Here is a 17560-nt window from a genome sequence, read left to right as displayed (position 1 = left end):
GTCGCTTCGTCGCGCGCCCGCTCACCGCATCCCGGAGATCCCGATCATGGCGGACTTGCAGACCGAAGCGGCCTATGAGGCCGATGCCGAACGTTACAGCGAGGACTGGCTGGAGCAACCGTCGCCGCACGACATGTACGCGCTGCTTGTCCGTCATTTCGTTCCGGGCGGCCGGACAATCGACGTGGGATGCGGCAATGGACGCGACGCCGCATGGCTCGCACGACAAGGCTTCGACGTCGCTGGCTACGACGCCTCACCGGCGCTTGTGGCGCTCGCGCGCAAGATCTTCCCGTGGGTGACGTTTCACGTCGACCGTCTGCCGCTGATGGAAAGCGTGACGACGCAGTTCGATAATGTGATCTGCGAGACGGTACTGATGCATCTGCCGGTGGATGAGGTGGCTCAGGCAGCAGGTCGTTTATGGACGCTGGTGCGTCCGGGCGGTGTGCTCTACGTGTCGTGGCGCGTGACTGAAGGGGCCGATCTGCGCCACGAAGACGGCCGTCTCTATAGCGCGTTTGATCCCGCAGTCGTTCGCGCAGCGTTGCACGGAGGCGTCGTGCTCCATGAAGAAGATGTCACGAGTGCGAGTTCAGGCAAGCGCGTCTGCCGACTGATCGTGCGGCGCTCTGTCTGACACGAGCAGCGAAGAGGCGCGGGTTTCCCGGCTTCCCAGCATCCCCGCTTCCCACTACCTGCGCTCGTCGTCAGATCAACTCGATGCCCGGCAACGTCAGCAGACTCGTCTCGCGCATGAGCGAGACGAATTCGCCGATGTACGGGCGCGCCGTTGTTGCCGGTAGCGTGGCGGCCCACAGTTCGGCCGTCAGCCCTTGCGGTGTGATGGGCCGCGCACTCACGTAGCGGCGCTCCAGATAGCCGGTAATCGCCCACAGCGGCAGCGTGGCCAGCCCGCGACGGCTCGCCACCAGTTGCAGGATCGCCACCGTCAGTTCGGTCGTGCGGCGTGTCGGCTCGATGCCTGCCGGGCGCAGCACCTGTCGCACGATGTCGAGCATGTCGTCGGGCACGGGGTAGGTGATGAGCGTCTCGTCACGGAAATCTTCAGCATCGACATGCGACTTGGCGGCAAGTGGATGATCGTTCGCCATGAGCGCCATCATCTGAAAGCGGAACAACGGATGGAAGTCCACCGCTTCGCCTTCCTCATGCTCGGACATGATCGCCAGATCCGCGCGGTCCTGATGCAGTAGCCCGATCGGGTCGGCATGAAAGCCCGACACGATATCCAGTTCCACTTCCGGCCAACGCTGACGAAACGCATCCATCGCGGGCATCAGCCAGTCGAAGCAGGTATGGCATTCCACCGCGATGCGCAATGTCCCCTGTGTGCCCTGTGCGAGCCGGGTGAGATCGCGCCCCGCTTCGTCGACGGCTGGTACGACGTCTTCCGCCAGCGCGAGCAGACGCTTGCCTGCCGGGGTGAACACGAGCGGGGCCGACTTGCGGATGAACAGCGGCAAGCCATAGAAATCTTCCAATGCCTTGATCTGATGCGACAGGGCGGATTGCGTCAGGTGAAGCCACAACGCCGCGCGGGAGACGCTGCCGGTGTCGCGCAACGCCAGCAAGGTCTGCAAGTGACGAAGTTCGATGGGGGTGCGTTGCATGAGAAAAATTAATGGAAAGTGCAAAAAACGTTCGTTTTGATAATACACGCGCGCCCGGGAAACGGCCAGAGGCCCACGTACTTGGATTGCCGCGAATTGGTGCGCGGCCGACCGCCGCGCATAGCGCGACCTCGGCTTCGACTGCATCGTCGTCGGCGACTTTCACTGGTGCGACACGTGCGTTGGACGGGAGGGCGGGACGCCACACCTGTCAGGGTTGACAGGTGCGCAATTGCATTTCGTTGGCTAGACTGCGCTCCAAATGGCGCGCATGCATGAGAAATATCAGAGATAGCAAGTTGCGCGCCTATGCGGGTGGCGGCAAGACACGCTCGCGGCAACGACTCGGATTTGCAGAGCAGAAGTCGGGAGGTAGCGCATGGAAGAGTTCATTCTACTTTCGCGCGGTGATCTCGTGCCGCCAGTTTCCGTCGACAGCCGCTATCCAAGGGTGATGATCGACGAGCAGGGAACGCCCGAGCGCGCAGCGTTGCATTACGACGGTTGCATGAAGTCGTGGTGCTACGACGGCGAGGAAAAGCGGCGCTTTCTGCCTGTCGACGTGCGTCTGGATGTCGTGGAGGGCTCGCCGCACTGGTGGAGTGTGCGTGCAGAGGTTCGCTCACCCGTCGCGTCTCACGCGGCGTTCGACGAGTCGCTACGCCTTACGTTTCGCTCGCACCTGCTCAACGGCACCTACGAGGTCGAGAGTCCGCCGGACGCCGACGTGATGATGATCTATCAATTGACGTTCCGCGATCCGCCCGCATACCCGGGGCAGGACGTGCACATCACCGTCAGTGCGATGCGCGGTAAGGTGACGTTATGCAACGATCCCGCCAACTTTCTCATGGGCGGGACGTTCGAGGATGTGGTGATTCCGGTGCCCGCGCTGCGGCCGTTGATCGGTGCAGGGCCGCGTTGGCCCTACAAGCTTTGCCTGACCTGCGGATACTTCGAAGTCATGCGACCCTGACGAGGATCGCCCTCGGCCGCATGACGTCGTCATCGATCAGGCGAGCGCCTTCTCCACGATCTCGCGCACGTCTTTCGACAACGCCTGATGCTGCGCTACTTGCTGCAAGGCGTCACGCATGCGCTCGCGCAGTGCCGGGGTGTACTTGCGCCAGCGGTCGAGCACACGTGCCAGTCGTGCGGCGACTTGCGGGTTTAGCGCATCGAGCGCCAGCACCTGCTCGGCCCAGAACTGATAGCCCGAACCGTCGGTGGCGTGGAATTGCGCCGGATTGCCGCTGCAGAAGCTGAAGATCAGCGAGCGGGCGCGGTTCGGATTCTTCAGCGTGAAGGCCGGATGCCCCATGAGCGCACGCACCGCATCGATCACACAGTGGCTGCCGTCGCCGCGCTGCATTGCCTGAAGTGCAAACCACTTGTCGATGGCGAGCGGCTCGTTCTCGAAGCGTTGATAGAAGTCCACGAGCGCTTCGGCGGCATGGTTCGGGCCATGCGCGGCATCGCCTTCACGGGCCGCACCTCCGCGTTGCACCAGTGCGGTAAGCGCGGAGAAGCGGTCGGTCATGTTGTCGGCCGTGTCGTATTGCGTGCGTGCAGTTTGCGCGACACCGGCGTCCGAGAGTTCCATCAGGTACGACAGGGCGAGGTTCTTCAGCGCACGCTCACCCGCCGATGCTGCATCGGGCTGATACGGACCCGGCACACGATGGTTGTGATACGCCGCCAGCCATTCCGTATGCAACGACGCGGCCAGACGTTGACGCAGATACTGACGCGCCGCATGAATGGCGGCGGGATCGATCTCCGTCATCTGCTCGCCGAGATACGACTCAGCGGGCAGCGTGAGCGCTTGCGCGCGGAACGCCGGATCGAGCGTTTCGTCGCGCAGCACCTGGCGGAAGGCTTCGAGCACGTAGCTGTCCACACTCGGCAACTGGCCCATCTGAATCGATTCGACGAGGGCGAGCAACTGACGCGTCGCCAGACGCTGCCCGGCTTCCCAGCGGTTGAACGGATCGCTGTCGTGCGCCATCAGGAACGCGAGTTCGTCGATGGTGTACTCATGCTCGACGATCACCGGTGCCGAGAACCCGCGCAGCAGCGACGGCATCGGCGTATGGGTGACGTCGACGAAAGTGAAGCTTTGACGCTCGTGCGTGAAGTCGAGCACACGCGTGGTGGACGCAGGTGCGTCGGCGGCTTCGCCGTCGAGGCGCAACACCATGTCGCGGCCGTCGCGATCGAGCAGCCCCACGGCGAACGGAATGTGGAACGGTTGCTTGACGAGCGTCTCGTCCTGCAACTCGACGCCGACCTTCGGGCAACGCTGCGTGAGCGTGAGTGTGTAGGTGCGGGCGGCTTCGTCGTAGACGGCATCGACCGTCACGCGCGGCGTGCCCGCCTGGCTGTACCAGCGGCCGAACTGCGTGAGGTCGCGCTGGTTGGCGTCGGCCATCGCGGCGCGGAAGTCGTCGCACGTGACGGCCTGACCGTCGTGACGCTCGAAGTACAGATCCATGCCGCGACGGAAGCCGTCACGGCCGAGCAACGTCTGATACATGCGCACCACTTCGGCGCCTTTCTCGTAGACGGTGACCGTATAGAAGTTATTGATTTCGACGTAGCTCTCGGGGCGCACCGGGTGCGCCATCGGACCGGCATCTTCCGGGAACTGCGCCTGACGCAGCACACGCACGTCGTCGATGCGCTTCACTGCGCGGCCCGACTCGGAGCCCATCATGTCGGCGGAGAATTCCTGATCGCGGAACACCGTCAGGCCTTCCTTGAGGCTCAACTGGAACCAGTCGCGGCAGGTGACGCGGTTGCCGGTCCAGTTGTGGAAGTATTCGTGACCCACGACCGCTTCGATGTTGCCGAAGTCGTCGTCCGTCGCGGTGGCGGCATCGGCCAGCACGTACTTCGTGTTGAAGATGTTCAGGCCCTTGTTCTCCATCGCGCCCATGTTGAAGTCGCTCACGGCGACGATCATGAAGCGATCGAGATCGAGCACGCGGCCGAAGCGCTCCTCGTCCCAGCGGATCGAGTTGACGAGCGAATGCATGGCGTGTTCGGTCTTGTCCAGATCCTGCGGCTGCACCCAGACCTGAAGGAGCTTCTCGCGACCGTCGCCGGCGACGATACGTTCCTCACGGCAAACCAGACGTCCGGCGACCAGCGCGAACAGATAGCTCGGCTTCTTGAACGGGTCGTCCCAGACGGCGAAATGGCGTCCGTCCGGCAGATCGCCCTTGTCGATCAGATTGCCGTTGGCGAGCAGCACCGGATACGCCTCGCGGTCGGCGCGCAGCGTCACGGTGTACGTCGCCATCACATCCGGACGGTCGAGGAAGTAGGTGATCTTGCGGAAGCCCTCGGCTTCGCACTGTGTGAAGAAGTTGCCGCCGGAGACGTACAGCCCCATGAGCGACGTGTTCTCTTGCGGGCGGCAGCGGGTGACCAGCGTGAGTTCGAACGTTTCGGGCGGTGCAACGACGGTGAGCGTTTCTTCGCCGGTGCGGTAGCCGGCCCACGGCTTGCCGTCGATTTCGAGGCTGACCAGTTGCAGGCCCTGGCCCACCAGTTCGAGGTCACCGCCGGGGCCAGCCGGATTGCGGTGTACGCGCAATCGGCTGGTGACGGTGGTCACGTCGGCGGCGAGGTCGAAGTCGAGTTGGACGGTGTCGATCAGATACGCCGGGGGCGTATAGTCGGAACGTTGGATGACACCTGCGAGGTCGGTTCTGAGCATGGACGGTAATGTGCGGACGGCCAAGGATTCACAAATTGTAACGGAGTGGCGCGCTTAGGGTCTGTTCACATGTATTCCGGGCTCGTGAACGTGTTCTACCGGTTGGCTGGCAAGGCGCCCGCAGCGCCGCTTGGTCGCTCCAAACAAGCTGCGGGCAACGCCGCCAGACGGCCGGTAGGGCACGTTCCCTCCGGGTTGCCTACCCAAAGGGGCGATCGCGGCGTCATGACCCTCGCGAATATTCCCGATATTCGCTTCGGCTCATTCCTTGCTCTCGCCCCTTTGGCCAGGCAACACGAGCCCGGAATACATGTGAACAGACCCTAGTGTCCGAGCCGCTAATTTGCTGAATTTTCGTTCAACGCAACCGTCAAACGATTCGGATGTGCGCGAGGTGCCGTCCTATGCTTAAATCGTCGCAACATAATGACCCATGAGGCTGAAGAGGCGCGGCGGTACTGACGCGTCTACAGCGGGTTTTGGAATCGGGAGTACTGAATCATGTGGAAACGATGGGGAATGGCGACGTTGGCCGTCGCCAGCGTGTTGCTGGCCGGATGTGCCAGCACGGTGACCAGTCAGGTCACGGCGTTCGGCACTTCGCCGGGCTTCGAGGGCCCGCGCACGTATGCGCTCACGCGTACCCCCGAGCAGCAGAACAATCAGGAGCATGCGACGTACGAGCAATGGCTGCGTACGCGTCTCGCGGGGGACGGTTTCAGTGAGCAAAGCCCGTCGAGCGCGCACTATCTGATCGGCATGTCGTACGGCATTACGCAGCAGGTGATGCGCGTGACGGAACCGGCCTACGACCCGATGTTCGCACCCGGTCCGTGGGGACCGTGGGGGCGTCCGTGGGGCTGGTACGGTTATCCGTACGGCGCGCCGCCGGCGTATATCCAGCGCGATTACCCATACGGCCTGGCTGGCTTGCAACTGCGCTTCACGGACCGTCCGACGGGCAAGGAGGTGTATCGCGTGCAGGCCGAGACGAGCGATGCTGGCACGTCGATGGCCTCCGCCATGCCGTTCCTGATCGATGCGGCGCTCAAGCAACTGCCGTTCCCGAGCGGGCAAACTGTCAACGTCCAGCAGAAAGTCGGGCAGTGATGTTCCGACGGATGTGACGGATACAAGAATGACCGGCCGGCCGATCCCTGGCCGGTCTTTTTCGTTTACTGCGGTGATTGCGCCGTATGGCGGGGTGATTACTGCATCAGCGTGATGACGCCGAGCACGAGGAAAATCACGGCTGCCACGGCATGCACGGCGCGGGTCGGCAAGCGTCCCGAGAACTTGTGGCCGACGAGCACGGCGGGCACGTTGGCGAGCATCATGCCGAGCGTCGTACCGGCCACCACACCGAAGAAGTCCTGATAGCGCGCGGCGAGCATGACCGTCGCGATTTGCGTCTTGTCGCCCATTTCGGCAATGAAGAACGTGATGACGGTCGAGACGAACACGCCGAACTTGCGACGCGTGTTGGTCTCTTCGTCGTCGAGCTTGTCGGGGATGAGAATCCAGATCGCCATGCCGATGAACGAGGCCACGACAGCCCATTTCATGATGGCGGGACTGATGGCCGTCGACAGCCATTCGCCGACCGCTCCGGCAAAGCCGTGATTGACGAGCGTGGCGACGAAAATGCCGAGAATGATCGGTACGGGCTTCTTGAAGCGCGCAGCGAGCACAAGGGACAACAACTGGGTTTTATCGCCGATTTCGGCAAGCGCGACCACACCGGTCGATACGAGGAATGGGGACACCTTATTTTTCTCCGCCGGGCCGTGTACATGCGAGCCAATGACAATGCGTCCCGGCCCGGGTGGCGGAAGCATCGTCATCGGTCTCGCCAGGCCCGAGGGCTGCGCACGCCATAGCCGGAACCGGCCAAGTCTGTTGACGTACGCCCCTGCCGAAGACTGGTGTCTATGACAGGGCGGCTACTCCCCAATGAATCGACGCGGATTATAGCATCGGCGCAGGGTTATCGCGCAAGCGTCGTTTCCGTGACATCGCGGCCAACGGTTGCTCAATGCAAAAAAGGGCAGCCACTGGCTGCCCAAGGAGATCCCCGACCGTATGCCCCTTGCGCACGGTCGGCGACTGCGGGGGCACAGGCGTCGCCAGAGCGACGACGCCCACGCCCTCGCGTAAGACATCAGGCCTGCGGCATGCGCCAACAGACCTGTTCGGTGCAACGGCTGCGATCAGTGCATTCCGCCATTAGGCGGCAACGCGGCGATGGACCGGCTTGCCTGCGGCATACGTCGTGGCAATCGCGCGATCGTCGCCGAGCATGGCGAACGCGAACAACAACTCTTCCAGCGACTCGGCGAGCGCGGTACGACGCGCGAGCAACGGTGTCGCCTTCGGATCGAGCACCACGAAGTCGGCCTCGGCGCCCACGGCGAGCGTGCCGATAGTGCCGTGCAGATCCAGCGCGTGCGCCGCGCCTTCGGTCGCGAGGTAGAACATGCGTTCGGCCGAGAGGTGATACCCCGACAGACGCGCGACCTTGTGTGCTTCGTTCATCGTCTGCAACATCGAGAACGTGGAGCCGCCGCCCACGTCGGTTGCGAGCGTGACCGGCATGCGCGTGGCTTCTGCGGCAGCAAAGTCGAACAGGCCGCTGCCGAGGAACTGGTTGGAAGTCGGGCAATGCGCTGCCACCGTTCCCGTCTCGAACATACGGCGACGATCGTGCTCGTCGAGCCAGATGCAGTGACCGTACACGGCGCGCTTGCGCAGCAGCTTGTAGTGATCGTAGACGTCGAGATAGCTGCGATGTCCCGGGAACAGCGAGCGCACCCATTCGACTTCGTCGGTGTTCTCGGCGACGTGGCTCTGGATAAACACGTCCTGATACTGCTCGGCCAGTTCGCCGCACACGCCAAGCTGCGCTTCGGTCGAGGTCGGCGCAAAGCGCGGCGTGAGCGCATATAGCTGACGCCCCTTGTTGTGCCAGCGCTGAATCAGCGCTTCGCTATCACGTGCGCTTGTCTCGGCGGTGTCGCGCAGGAATTCGGGGCAGTTGCGATCCATCATCACCTTGCCCGCGATCATGCGCAGGTTGCGCGAGTCGCTCTCCTTGAAGAACGCATCGGCCGAACCCGGGTGCACCGTGCAGTACACCAATGCGCTCGTGGTGCCGCCACGCAGCAGTTCGTCGAGGAAGAACTGCGCCACATCTGCCGCGTATTCCGGATTCTCGAAACGGCGCTCGGTCGGGAACGTGTACTTCTCGAGCCAGGGCAGCAGCCCCGGCGCGGGCGACGCGATCATATCCGTCTGCGGATAGTGGATGTGCGTGTCGATGAAGCCCGGTGTGATGACCTTGTTGCGCAGATCCTCGATGGGCGTACCGGCGGGCAGCGTCGGTGAAACCTTGGCGTAGTCGCCCACGGCGGTGATGCGGCCGTTCTCGAACGCGATGATCCCGTCCGTGTGGTGAACGGTGCCCGGCGTGCCGTCGAGATAGGCGCGCGCCGGATCGTGCGTGAAGTAGACCAGTTGCGCGCGTACGGCGCGCAGGGCCTGCGGCGTCGTGTTTGTGGTGGACATTAGCGGGGTCCTTGTGTCGTTACATTTGCGTGAGCAGCAGCACCGCGAGTGCGGCGACGATCCACATCGCAGGCTTGATTTCCTTGATGCGTCCGGTGAACAGCTTGAGGACGACGAAGGCGAGGAAACTGTAGGCGATGCCGTCGGTAATCGAATACGAAATCGGAATCATCACGAGCGCGATGAAACTCGGGATGGCTTCGTCCATGCGATGCCATTCGATGCGCGCCACAGATTCCATCATAAACACACCGACGAGAATCAGCGCCGGGGCCGTGGCGATGGCGGGCACGAGCGAGAGCATCGGCGACAGGAACAGGAACGGCAGGAACAGCAGCGCGCAGACGACAGCGGTCAGGCCGGTGCGGCCGCCCTGTGCGATGCCCGCCGCGGATTCGATGTAAGCGTTTGCCGGGCTCGTGCCGAGCGGGCCGGAGATCAGCACCGAGAATGAGTCGACGATCATCGCCTGACGCATGTTGCGCGGATTGCCGTCGCGATCCTTCATGTTGCCAGCTTCGGCAATGCTCATGAAGGTCGAGAGGGTATCAAAGAACGCCGTGAAGAGCATCACGAAGATGAACGGCATATACGCCACCTTCAGCGCGCCCAGCAGGTCCAGTTGGCCGATGCCCGAGAAGTCCGGTGCGGCGAAAAAGCCCTGGAAGTTCACCAGCGTGGCCGTCGCGATTTCCTTGGGGAAATAGCCGCTGCCGTCGCCCCAGAGGCGACCGATGGGCACGGCCATGAGGGTAGTGACGACGATGCCGATCATCAGCGCGCCGTTCACGCGGCGTGCAACGAGCACGGTCGTGAGCGCGAGGCCGATGAGGAACGTGACGGTCGGCGGCGACAAGTGGGCGAGGCGTACGACCGTGACCGGGTCGCTCACCACGAGCTTGGCGTTGACCAGCCCGATCACCGTGATGAACAGTCCGATGCCGCACGAGATCGCGTAGCGCAGGTTCGCAGGAATGGCTTCGACGACGAAGCGTCGCACGTTAAGCGCGGCGAGCAGCGCGAACAGAATGCCCGACCAGAACACACAGCCCAGCGCCGTCTGCCAGGGCATGCCCACGCCGTGCACCATCGTGAAAGCGAACAGCGCGTTCAGGCCCATGCCCGGTGCGACCAGCACCGGATTGCGCGCGTAGAGACCCATCGCACAGCTGCCGAAGAAGCTGATGAGCACGGTGGCGGTGAGCGCGGCAGGGAAGGCCATGCCCGTCTTCGACAGAATGGCAGGGTTCACGACGATGATGTACATCGCCGCGAGGAAAGTCGTGATACCCGCTATCACTTCGGTGCGGAACGAGGAACCGAGCGCCGTAATGCCGAAATAGCGGTCGAGCGTCGAGGTCGGCTGCGCGCCCGCCACGCGCGTGTTGTCGTGTGCCGCGTCCGGTGCAGCCGGGGCTGCATCCAGCGTTGCCGCTGCTGCATTACTCGCCGGGGGGCTAAGCGATGAGTCCATGGGGTGTTGTCTCCGATATTTTCTATGTGATGAGCGCCCGGCGTTGCGCGGCGTGGGGGCACCTCGCGACGTGTATCAGGGCACGCTCGAAAAATAGCATCGGGTCCCGTTGAAAATATTCCTTATGGGGAATGTTCGACATCACACGCGGGTAATGTGCTTTTCGCGGTGGACAGGCCCATTTCGGGAGGTATTCGCTAAAGCCGCCTGTCAACGTTGACAGGTTTCAAGCGAGTGCCGCCGCGCCACACTCTGAGAACGACAACTGTCACGTTCGGAGGTAGATCATGGATATGCGGCGTACCGACACGAAAGCGGCGCGAGAGGCCGTGCCGACAGGCAGGTCAGCCGGACCGGAGACCTTCGACCCTTATCCGACAGTGATCGACCCCACGGCATTGGCCGACCGACCGCCGGATTTCCCGCCGGACGCCGCACCTTACGATCTCGTTCGCGCCGACAAGGCGGATCAGCCGATCGAATTCACGGCGCCAATGACGGCGGCCGTCCATATCTTCTGGCTGTACCGCGTCTATATCAACGGGCAGTCCGATTCGGTCGAGTATCCGGTCACGGAAGCCGATATCGCCGACAGAACCTTCCACATCGTGGTAACGCCGGACCGGTACCCGGACAGCGAGACGTACAACCTTCAGTACGACTGCAAGAGCCAGTTGGAAGACGAGTGGAGCCGCCTCTCACCGCCGCACTTCTTTACGATCGATCGCGAATCGCCCGGTCCGTCGAGGCCCAGTAGACCCATTCTCGATCCCGATCTGTTGGAAGAAGGGCTAAACCACGACAAGATGGACGAACTCGGGGGCGTGGTGCGTGCCCTTATTCCCAATTACGGCGGGCGGATCCACGGGGATAGCATCGTGGGACTGCTGAATCGACCGGGAGACCCGTCGAGGACCGTCAAAACCGAGCCGAAGCGCATTCCCTACGGCGAAACCAACGAACCATTCGAGATCGAATTCCCTCGTGCCATGTTCGAAGCGATTGGCGACGGCATGATCATGGTGCAATTTCAGGTCACCGACATGGCAGGCAACGTCTCGCTGGAATCTGCGGCTGCGCCCCTTGAGGTATTTCTCACCGACGTTATTGACGATTTGAAAGTGCCGCGCATCCCCGCGCTGGAGAGTTCGCAGATCATTGACGAACTCCTTGCCCGGAGGAACGTCGAGTTGTTGATCTCCGGGCATGATCGCCTCGAAGTTCATGACCTGGTTGTCGTGCAGTGGGGGAGCCTGCGCTACTCCCGGAGGCTTTCGGGTGACGACCCGTCCGGCGAAGTCGCCATGCGACTTACGATCCCCTATGGCGATGTGCTTGCCTCCTGGGTCGAGGCTGACAAGGACGCCGTCGGAAGCGCCGTCGTCGCCGTCAACTATGAGATCTACCGCGCCAGCCAGCTCGTCGGTCGTCCTGCCTCGGACACGCTTGCCAGAATCAATCTCAGTCAGGCCGGGGGGGCAGATCCATTCCCGCAGACGCCGGAAAATGAGGCGCTTGGCAAGCCCGTCGTTCGCCACTCGCGGTGGCAGAGCGGCGAACGAGAGAATTACATTCCCGATACATCGATACAGGAGAATCACACGTATGTCGTGCCCTGGTTTGTGCGTAATGCCGATGGTGATGTCACTGGCGAGAGTGCATTTGTGCAAGGCGACGGCATCATTTGCCTGTATGGAGGGAGTTCATTCGGCTCGGTTCATGAGGTGACCAGCGCCGAGGTGATCGCCAAGGTCGATCTCGAACTGCCTCTTCCTTGGGAGAAAGTCGCAGCTGAAGGCAGTGGGATGCAAGACATCGCGTACGCCACCTCCCGTCGCATCCCGGCCGAGGCCATATTCAACTCCAATTGGTCTCCGCTCGGGCGGGTCGAAGCCGAAGCCAGTGGCGATCTTCCCGGGGGCGGCAAGCCACTGCCAACGGCGCATTTCGATACCGAACACGTGATTGGGAGCCGTGTTGCCAGAACCGGCCATGCGTCCGTGATCGTGCCGCCATACGGCGACATGCAGGTGGGTGACGTGGTTCGGGTTCATGTCACAGCCCATCATTGGGTTCCGCAGGAAAGTACCCTCGGAGAACCGGTCCTGAATGCCGAATGGGGCGGGCCGAGCGGCGTCAATCCCACGTCGGGACATGCGTATGAACGGCGGCTCACGGAGGCGGATATTGGCCGGGATATCGCATTTGAATGGCCCGAACGACACATTCAATGGGTTTGGCCGTACGGGCGGGCACGCATCCAGTACTGTGTGACGCGTGCCGACGGGACGCACATCGTCACGTCGCCCCTTGGGGAGGATTGCATCATCGACATGTCCGGCAACGCCGGGCCTCCGGCTCAAGACACGCAAACGCAACGCGACCCGCCGTCGTTTCAAACGGTGATCGCAGAAGCGAAAGTGTCGCGCAATCGGGGAGCGGCCGCCGCCAACGAGTTTGCTCGTCGCTTCTGCACGAGTCGGGCGCAACTCCGTTTTCGTCGGGCAAGCACGAAAACGCGTCAGTGAAGACACAAAAGCCCGATAACGCTTTAACGCGTATCGGGCTTTTGCTTTCGCATCGACGTCGGCTTTATTGCGTTTGCGCTGCGCGGAATTGCTCCAGTTCGCCGATCAGACGCTGCTTCTCGCTGTCGTCGATGAACGAGGCTTGGAAGCTGTTCGCGGCCATCGTATAAGCGTCGTCGAGCGTCATGTCGAGCGCGTCGAACGTCGCGAGGAAGTTCTCGTTGAGATAGCCGCCGAAGTAAGCGGGATCGTCCGAGTTGATTGTCACGGCCAGCCCGCGTTTGAGCAGTTGATGCAGCGTGTGCTGTCCCATGTGATCGAACACTTTGAGACGCACGTTGGACAGCGGGCACACCGTCAGCGCGATCTTCTCGCGCGCCAGACGATCGAGCAGCGCTTCGTCTTCGATGGCGCGCACGCCATGATCGACGCGCTCCACGCGCAGCATGTCCAGCGCTTCGTGAATGTAAGCAGGCGGGCCTTCTTCACCGGCATGCGCCACGATGCGCAGGCCGAGCGCGCGGCAGCGCTCGAAGACACGCGCGAACTTGTTGGGCGGGTGACCCTGTTCCGACGAATCGAGCCCCACACCCACGAGACGATGGCCGTGGCTGTTGAAATACGGCAGCGCCGTTTCCAGGGTTTGCAGGGCGTCTTCCTCGGGCAGGTGGCGCAGGAAGCACAGAATCAGACGGCTCGTGATGCCGTGCTGCGCTTCGGCTTCAGCCAGCGCGCGTTCGATGCCGTTCACGACGGTGGCCATCGATACACCGCGCGACGTATGCGTTTGCGGGTCGAAGAAGATTTCCGTGTGACGGATGTTGTCGGCGGCGGCGTGCGCCATGTAGGCGCGCGTCATGTCGTAGAAATCGTCTTCGGTGAGCAGCACGCTCGCGCCGGCGTAATAGATGTCCAGAAAGGACTGGAGGTCGGTGAAGGCGTAGGCGTCGCGCAGGGCTTCGACGCTCGGATACGGCAGCTTCACCTGATTTCGCTCGGCGAGCCGGAAAATCAGCTCGGGCTCCAGCGTGCCCTCGATGTGCAGATGCAGCTCCGCCTTGGGCATGGCGCAAAGGGTCTTGGCGAGTTCTGGCGTGAGGGGCATGGTGTGTCTTTTTGGGGGGAGATGGGCGGGATTTTACCGTCGCAGTCGCTTGTCGTGCATTGGCTCGTCGGGCGCTCGCCCCGGTGTCCGGCGTAGACGGGCCGCGTTTTAGGCAGGAATACCGCTGTCATGCGCACCGACCGGGGAACTCTGACGCATCTGTTGCTCACGCACGCGCAGCAGTTGTGCGGTCACGGCAATTGCAATCGTCGCAGGCGCTTTGCCAGAGATGCCAGCCACGCCGATAGGGCAGATCATCTGTTCGAAGCGCTCGGGCGGCACGCCCCGGTCGCGCAGACGATGCTCGAACTGGCGGCGCTTGGTCATCGACCCGATCAGCCCGAAATAGGCGAAATCGTCACGTTTGAAGATCTCCTCGCACAGACGCTGGTCGAGCGCATGGTTGTGCGTCATGACGAGGAAGAATGCGCCCGGCGGCGCTTCGGTAACGACGGCCTCGGGGGTGTCCGTGGATTCGACGACGGTGTTCGGCGGCACCGTCTGGGGGAACGTTTCGGTGCGCTCGTCTGCCCACGTCACACGGCACGGCAGCGTGGCGAGCACCTGCACGATGGCCTGTCCGACGTGTCCCGCGCCGAACAGCACGATGTGGAAGTCGCTCGGCGCGAGGCGCTCGGTCAACCATAGCCAGCCGTCGCTGCCCTGCCAAAAGGAGCAGGCGGCGTCGTCGGCGTCGCGGGTGAGGGTGTGCGGGTGGGCGAGCGGATCAATGGCGTCGAGTTCGGTCAGCATGACCGGGCCGCCCTGATGCTGGCTGGCGGCGGCGTCTGCGCCGGGCGCGCCGAAGGCTACGCTGCGCAAGGTTGCTTCACCGGCCGCCAGACGCTTGTGCAACGCGCTCACCCAGGCCAGATCGCCCAGCGTAAGCACTTCGAAGGCGAGGGTGACGGCGCCGCCGCAGCACTGCCCGAGGCTCGGGCCAAGGGCGAAGCGCTCGACGTGACGCGCGCCTTGCTGTCCGTACTGACGCAGCAACTGACGGGCGACGTCCATCGCCCGCCATTCGAGATGGCCGCCGCCGATGGTCTCCCATACGTGCTCGCGCGTGACGAGCAGATGGGTGCCCGCCTCTCGCGGCGCAGACCCCTCAACGCGGGCGATCGTCACCAATACCGCGGCTTCACCGCGTACGAGCAGTTTGTGGGCGGCGTCGACCCAGCGATGCATCAGGCGGCGCTCCGCGTGCGCAACTCGGTGATCGCCATGAGCAACGCTTCGGACGTGGCCGGCGCATTCAGCACCGGTTCGTCGCGGTAGTCGTTCACGCTGGCCACGGCATCGCGCAGTGCATTGAAGACCGAGAACGGCAGCAGCAGCGGCGGTTCGCCGACCGCTTTGGAGCGGTGGATCGAGTCCATCACGTTGGCGTTCTCGAACAGATTCACGCGGAAGTCCGTCGGGCAATCGCTGATGCCGGGGATCTTGTACGTAGAGGGGGCGTGCGTCATGAGCTTGCCGTCCTTGTTCCACCACAGTTCTTCCGTCGTCAGCCAGCCCATGCCCTGAATGAACGCGCCTTCGACCTGCCCGATATCGAGCGCCGGGTTGATCGACTTACCGGCGTCGTGCAGCACGTCGGCGCGCAGCAGACGCCACTCGCCGGTGAGCGTGTCGAGAATGACTTCCGAGACCGCCGCGCCGTACGCGAAATAGAAGAACGGGTTGCCGTTCATCGTCTTGGCATCCCACGACAGGCCCGGTGTGGCGTAGAAGCCGTCCGACCAGAGTTGCACGCGCGCCCAGTAGGCGGCTTCCACAAGATCTGGGAAGGGGATGTGATTCCCGTTCGCACTGACGACATCGTTGGCGAACGTCACTTCGTCGGCCGCGCAGCCGTACTTCGTCGCCGCGAACTCCGCCAGACGCTGACGGATTTGCCACGCAGCATTCTGCGCGGCCTTGCCGTTCAGATCCGCGCCGGTCGATGCGGCGGTGGCCGACGTGTTCGCGACTTTGGTCGTGTCTGTCGCCGTGACACGCACGTGCGAGAGGTCGACGCCCAACTCGTGCGCCACGACCTGCGCGACCTTGGTGTTCAGGCCTTGCCCCATCTCCGTACCGCCGTGGTTCACGAGCATCGAGCCGTCGCGGTAGACGTGCACGAGTGCACCGGCCTGATTGAAGGCCTGCACGTTGAACGAGATACCGAACTTGAGCGGGGTTAGCGCGAGACCCTTGCGCAGGACCGGACTCGTGCGGTTGAACGCCTGCACGGCGTCGCGCCGCGCGCGATAGTCGCTCGTCTGTTCCAGCTCGGCGACCAGCTCGTGGATGATGTTGTCCTTGACGAGTTGCCCGTACGGCGTGGTGTTGCGCTCGGTCTTGCCGTAGAAGTTCACGCGGCGCACGTCGAGGGCGTCGCGGCCCAGACGTCGCGCGATGGCGTCCTGCACCACTTCCATGATGAGCGCGCCCTGCGGGCCGCCGAAGCCCCGGAACGCCGTGTTCGATTGCGTGTTCGTCTTGCCGCACAGGGCGCGCAGATCGGCGTCCGGCACGAAGTAGGCGTTGTCGAAGTGGCAGATGGCACGTGTGGCGACCGGGCCGGACAGGTCGGCCGAGAACCCGGCGCGCAGCGTCATGTCGACCTTCGCGCCGGTGATGCGGCCGTCGTCGTCGAAGCCGACGTCATACTCGAAGTAGAAGCCGTGACGCTTGCCCGTCATCATGAAGTCGTCGTCACGATCCAGACGCAGCTTGACGGGCCGCTTCAGACGCGAAGCGCACAGCGCGGCCACGCACGCGAACAGACCCGATTGCGATTCCTTGCCACCAAAGCCGCCGCCCATGCGTCGGCACTCGACGTGCACCTGATGGCTATGCCAGCCCAGCGCGTGGGAGACGAGCGCCTGCATCTCGCTCGGGTGCTGCGTCGAGCAATAGAGGTGGATGCCGTCGTTTTCCTTGGGGATGGCGTACGAGATCTGTCCTTCGAGATAGAACTGCTCCTGCCCGTTGCATTCGAACGTGCCGCTGATGCGGTTGGGTGAGGCTTGCAGGGCGGCGTCGGCGTCGCCGCGACGCAGTTGCATCGGCGGGAGCACCCCCACGCCCGCGGCCTTGGCGGCCTGCGGCGTGAGAATGGCGGGCAGGTCTTCGTATTCGCCCTTTGCGAGACGTGCCGCACGACGGGCGGCGTCGTGCGATTCGGCGACCACGGCGAACATCGGCTGGCCGATGTACTGGACGACACCGTCCGCGAGGATCGGATCGTCGTGGATGACCGGGCCACAATCGTTCACGCCGGGGATGTCGGCCGCGGTGAGCACGGCGATCACGCCTGGCGCGCGGCGCACGGCGTCGAGGTCGAGCGAGAGAATGCGGGCGTGCGCCTTGGGCGACGGGCCAAGCGCGCAGTGCAGCGTGCCTTGCAGCTCGGGAATGTCGTCGGTGTAGGTGGCTTCGCCAGCCACGTGAAGCTCGGCCGACTCATGCGGACGCGAGCGGCCAACTTGTGCAGCGGTCTGTGCGGTCTGCGTCATGAAGCCTTCGACTTGCGTGTTCATGGGC

The 17560-nt window shown here is 63.3% G+C and carries 12 protein-coding genes and 1 riboswitch; of the genes, 4 read left to right on the top strand and 8 right to left on the bottom strand.

Going from position 1 to position 17560, the window contains the following annotated elements:
- Positions 1 to 46: 46 nt before the first annotated feature.
- Positions 47 to 640 carry a class I SAM-dependent methyltransferase gene (locus PAN31117_RS22125; RefSeq protein ID WP_150740166.1) on the top strand — a complete coding sequence of 198 codons (594 nt, stop codon included), beginning with the start codon at positions 47 to 49 and terminating at the stop codon, positions 638 to 640.
- A gap of 70 nt (positions 641 to 710) precedes the next feature.
- Here the strand turns inward: PAN31117_RS22125 and PAN31117_RS22120 are convergent, their stop codons facing one another.
- Positions 711 to 1634: a LysR family transcriptional regulator gene (locus PAN31117_RS22120; RefSeq protein WP_150740107.1), complete on the bottom strand. Its 924-nt coding sequence runs from the start codon at positions 1632 to 1634 to the stop codon at positions 711 to 713.
- 379 nt (positions 1635 to 2013) lie between these two features.
- On the opposite strand from PAN31117_RS22120, the gene PAN31117_RS22115 reads away from it, so the two are divergent.
- Positions 2014 to 2610, top strand: a complete 597-nt coding sequence (locus tag PAN31117_RS22115) for a hypothetical protein (RefSeq protein ID WP_150740106.1) — start codon at positions 2014 to 2016, stop codon at positions 2608 to 2610.
- A 36-nt stretch (positions 2611 to 2646) separates the two neighbouring features.
- On the opposite strand, the gene pepN is transcribed toward PAN31117_RS22115, so the two are convergent.
- On the bottom strand, positions 2647 to 5358 hold the full coding sequence (pepN, locus tag PAN31117_RS22110) for an aminopeptidase N (protein ID WP_150740105.1): 2712 nt from the start codon (positions 5356 to 5358) through the stop codon (positions 2647 to 2649).
- 501 nt (positions 5359 to 5859) lie between these two features.
- Between pepN and PAN31117_RS22105 the strand changes: the two genes are divergently transcribed.
- Entirely contained in the window at positions 5860 to 6468 is a 609-nt protein-coding gene (locus PAN31117_RS22105; protein WP_150740104.1) for a DUF4136 domain-containing protein, read from the top strand.
- 98 nt (positions 6469 to 6566) lie between these two features.
- On the opposite strand, the gene PAN31117_RS22100 is transcribed toward PAN31117_RS22105, so the two are convergent.
- From PAN31117_RS22100 to PAN31117_RS22090, 3 genes are all read right to left on the bottom strand, one after another.
- A complete protein-coding gene (locus PAN31117_RS22100; protein ID WP_150740103.1) occupies positions 6567 to 7124 on the bottom strand; it encodes a TMEM165/GDT1 family protein in 558 nt (185 codons plus the stop codon).
- Positions 7125 to 7137: 13 nt separating this feature from the next.
- Positions 7138 to 7322, bottom strand: a riboswitch (yybP-ykoY riboswitch).
- A 262-nt stretch (positions 7323 to 7584) separates the two neighbouring features.
- Positions 7585 to 8922: a guanine deaminase gene (guaD, locus tag PAN31117_RS22095; protein ID WP_150740102.1), complete on the bottom strand. Its 1338-nt coding sequence runs from the start codon at positions 8920 to 8922 to the stop codon at positions 7585 to 7587.
- Positions 8923 to 8941: 19 nt separating this feature from the next.
- A complete protein-coding gene (locus tag PAN31117_RS22090) occupies positions 8942 to 10396 on the bottom strand; it encodes an NCS2 family permease (RefSeq protein WP_246189214.1) in 1455 nt (484 codons plus the stop codon).
- A gap of 287 nt (positions 10397 to 10683) precedes the next feature.
- On the opposite strand from PAN31117_RS22090, the gene PAN31117_RS22085 reads away from it, so the two are divergent.
- The gene (locus tag PAN31117_RS22085; RefSeq protein WP_150740101.1) at positions 10684 to 12924 is read left to right on the top strand and encodes a hypothetical protein; all 2241 of its coding nucleotides are present in this window, start codon (positions 10684 to 10686) and stop codon (positions 12922 to 12924) included.
- A gap of 64 nt (positions 12925 to 12988) precedes the next feature.
- On the opposite strand, the gene PAN31117_RS22080 is transcribed toward PAN31117_RS22085, so the two are convergent.
- From PAN31117_RS22080 to xdhB, 3 genes are all read right to left on the bottom strand, one after another.
- Positions 12989 to 14029: an adenosine deaminase gene (locus tag PAN31117_RS22080; RefSeq protein WP_150740100.1), complete on the bottom strand. Its 1041-nt coding sequence runs from the start codon at positions 14027 to 14029 to the stop codon at positions 12989 to 12991.
- Positions 14030 to 14137: 108 nt separating this feature from the next.
- Positions 14138 to 15217: a xanthine dehydrogenase accessory protein XdhC gene (xdhC, locus tag PAN31117_RS22075; RefSeq protein ID WP_150740099.1), complete on the bottom strand. Its 1080-nt coding sequence runs from the start codon at positions 15215 to 15217 to the stop codon at positions 14138 to 14140.
- Positions 15217 to 17556 carry a xanthine dehydrogenase molybdopterin binding subunit gene (xdhB, locus tag PAN31117_RS22070; protein WP_150740098.1) on the bottom strand — a complete coding sequence of 780 codons (2340 nt, stop codon included), beginning with the start codon at positions 17554 to 17556 and terminating at the stop codon, positions 15217 to 15219. Before xdhB ends, xdhC begins: the two co-directional genes overlap by 1 nt.
- Positions 17557 to 17560 lie beyond the last annotated feature (4 nt).

This window comes from Pandoraea anapnoica, from assembly GCF_902459765.1.
In the GTDB taxonomy this organism is placed as follows: Bacteria; Pseudomonadota; Gammaproteobacteria; order Burkholderiales; family Burkholderiaceae; genus Pandoraea; species Pandoraea anapnoica.
This window is presented reverse-complemented; position numbering and strand designations above follow the sequence as displayed.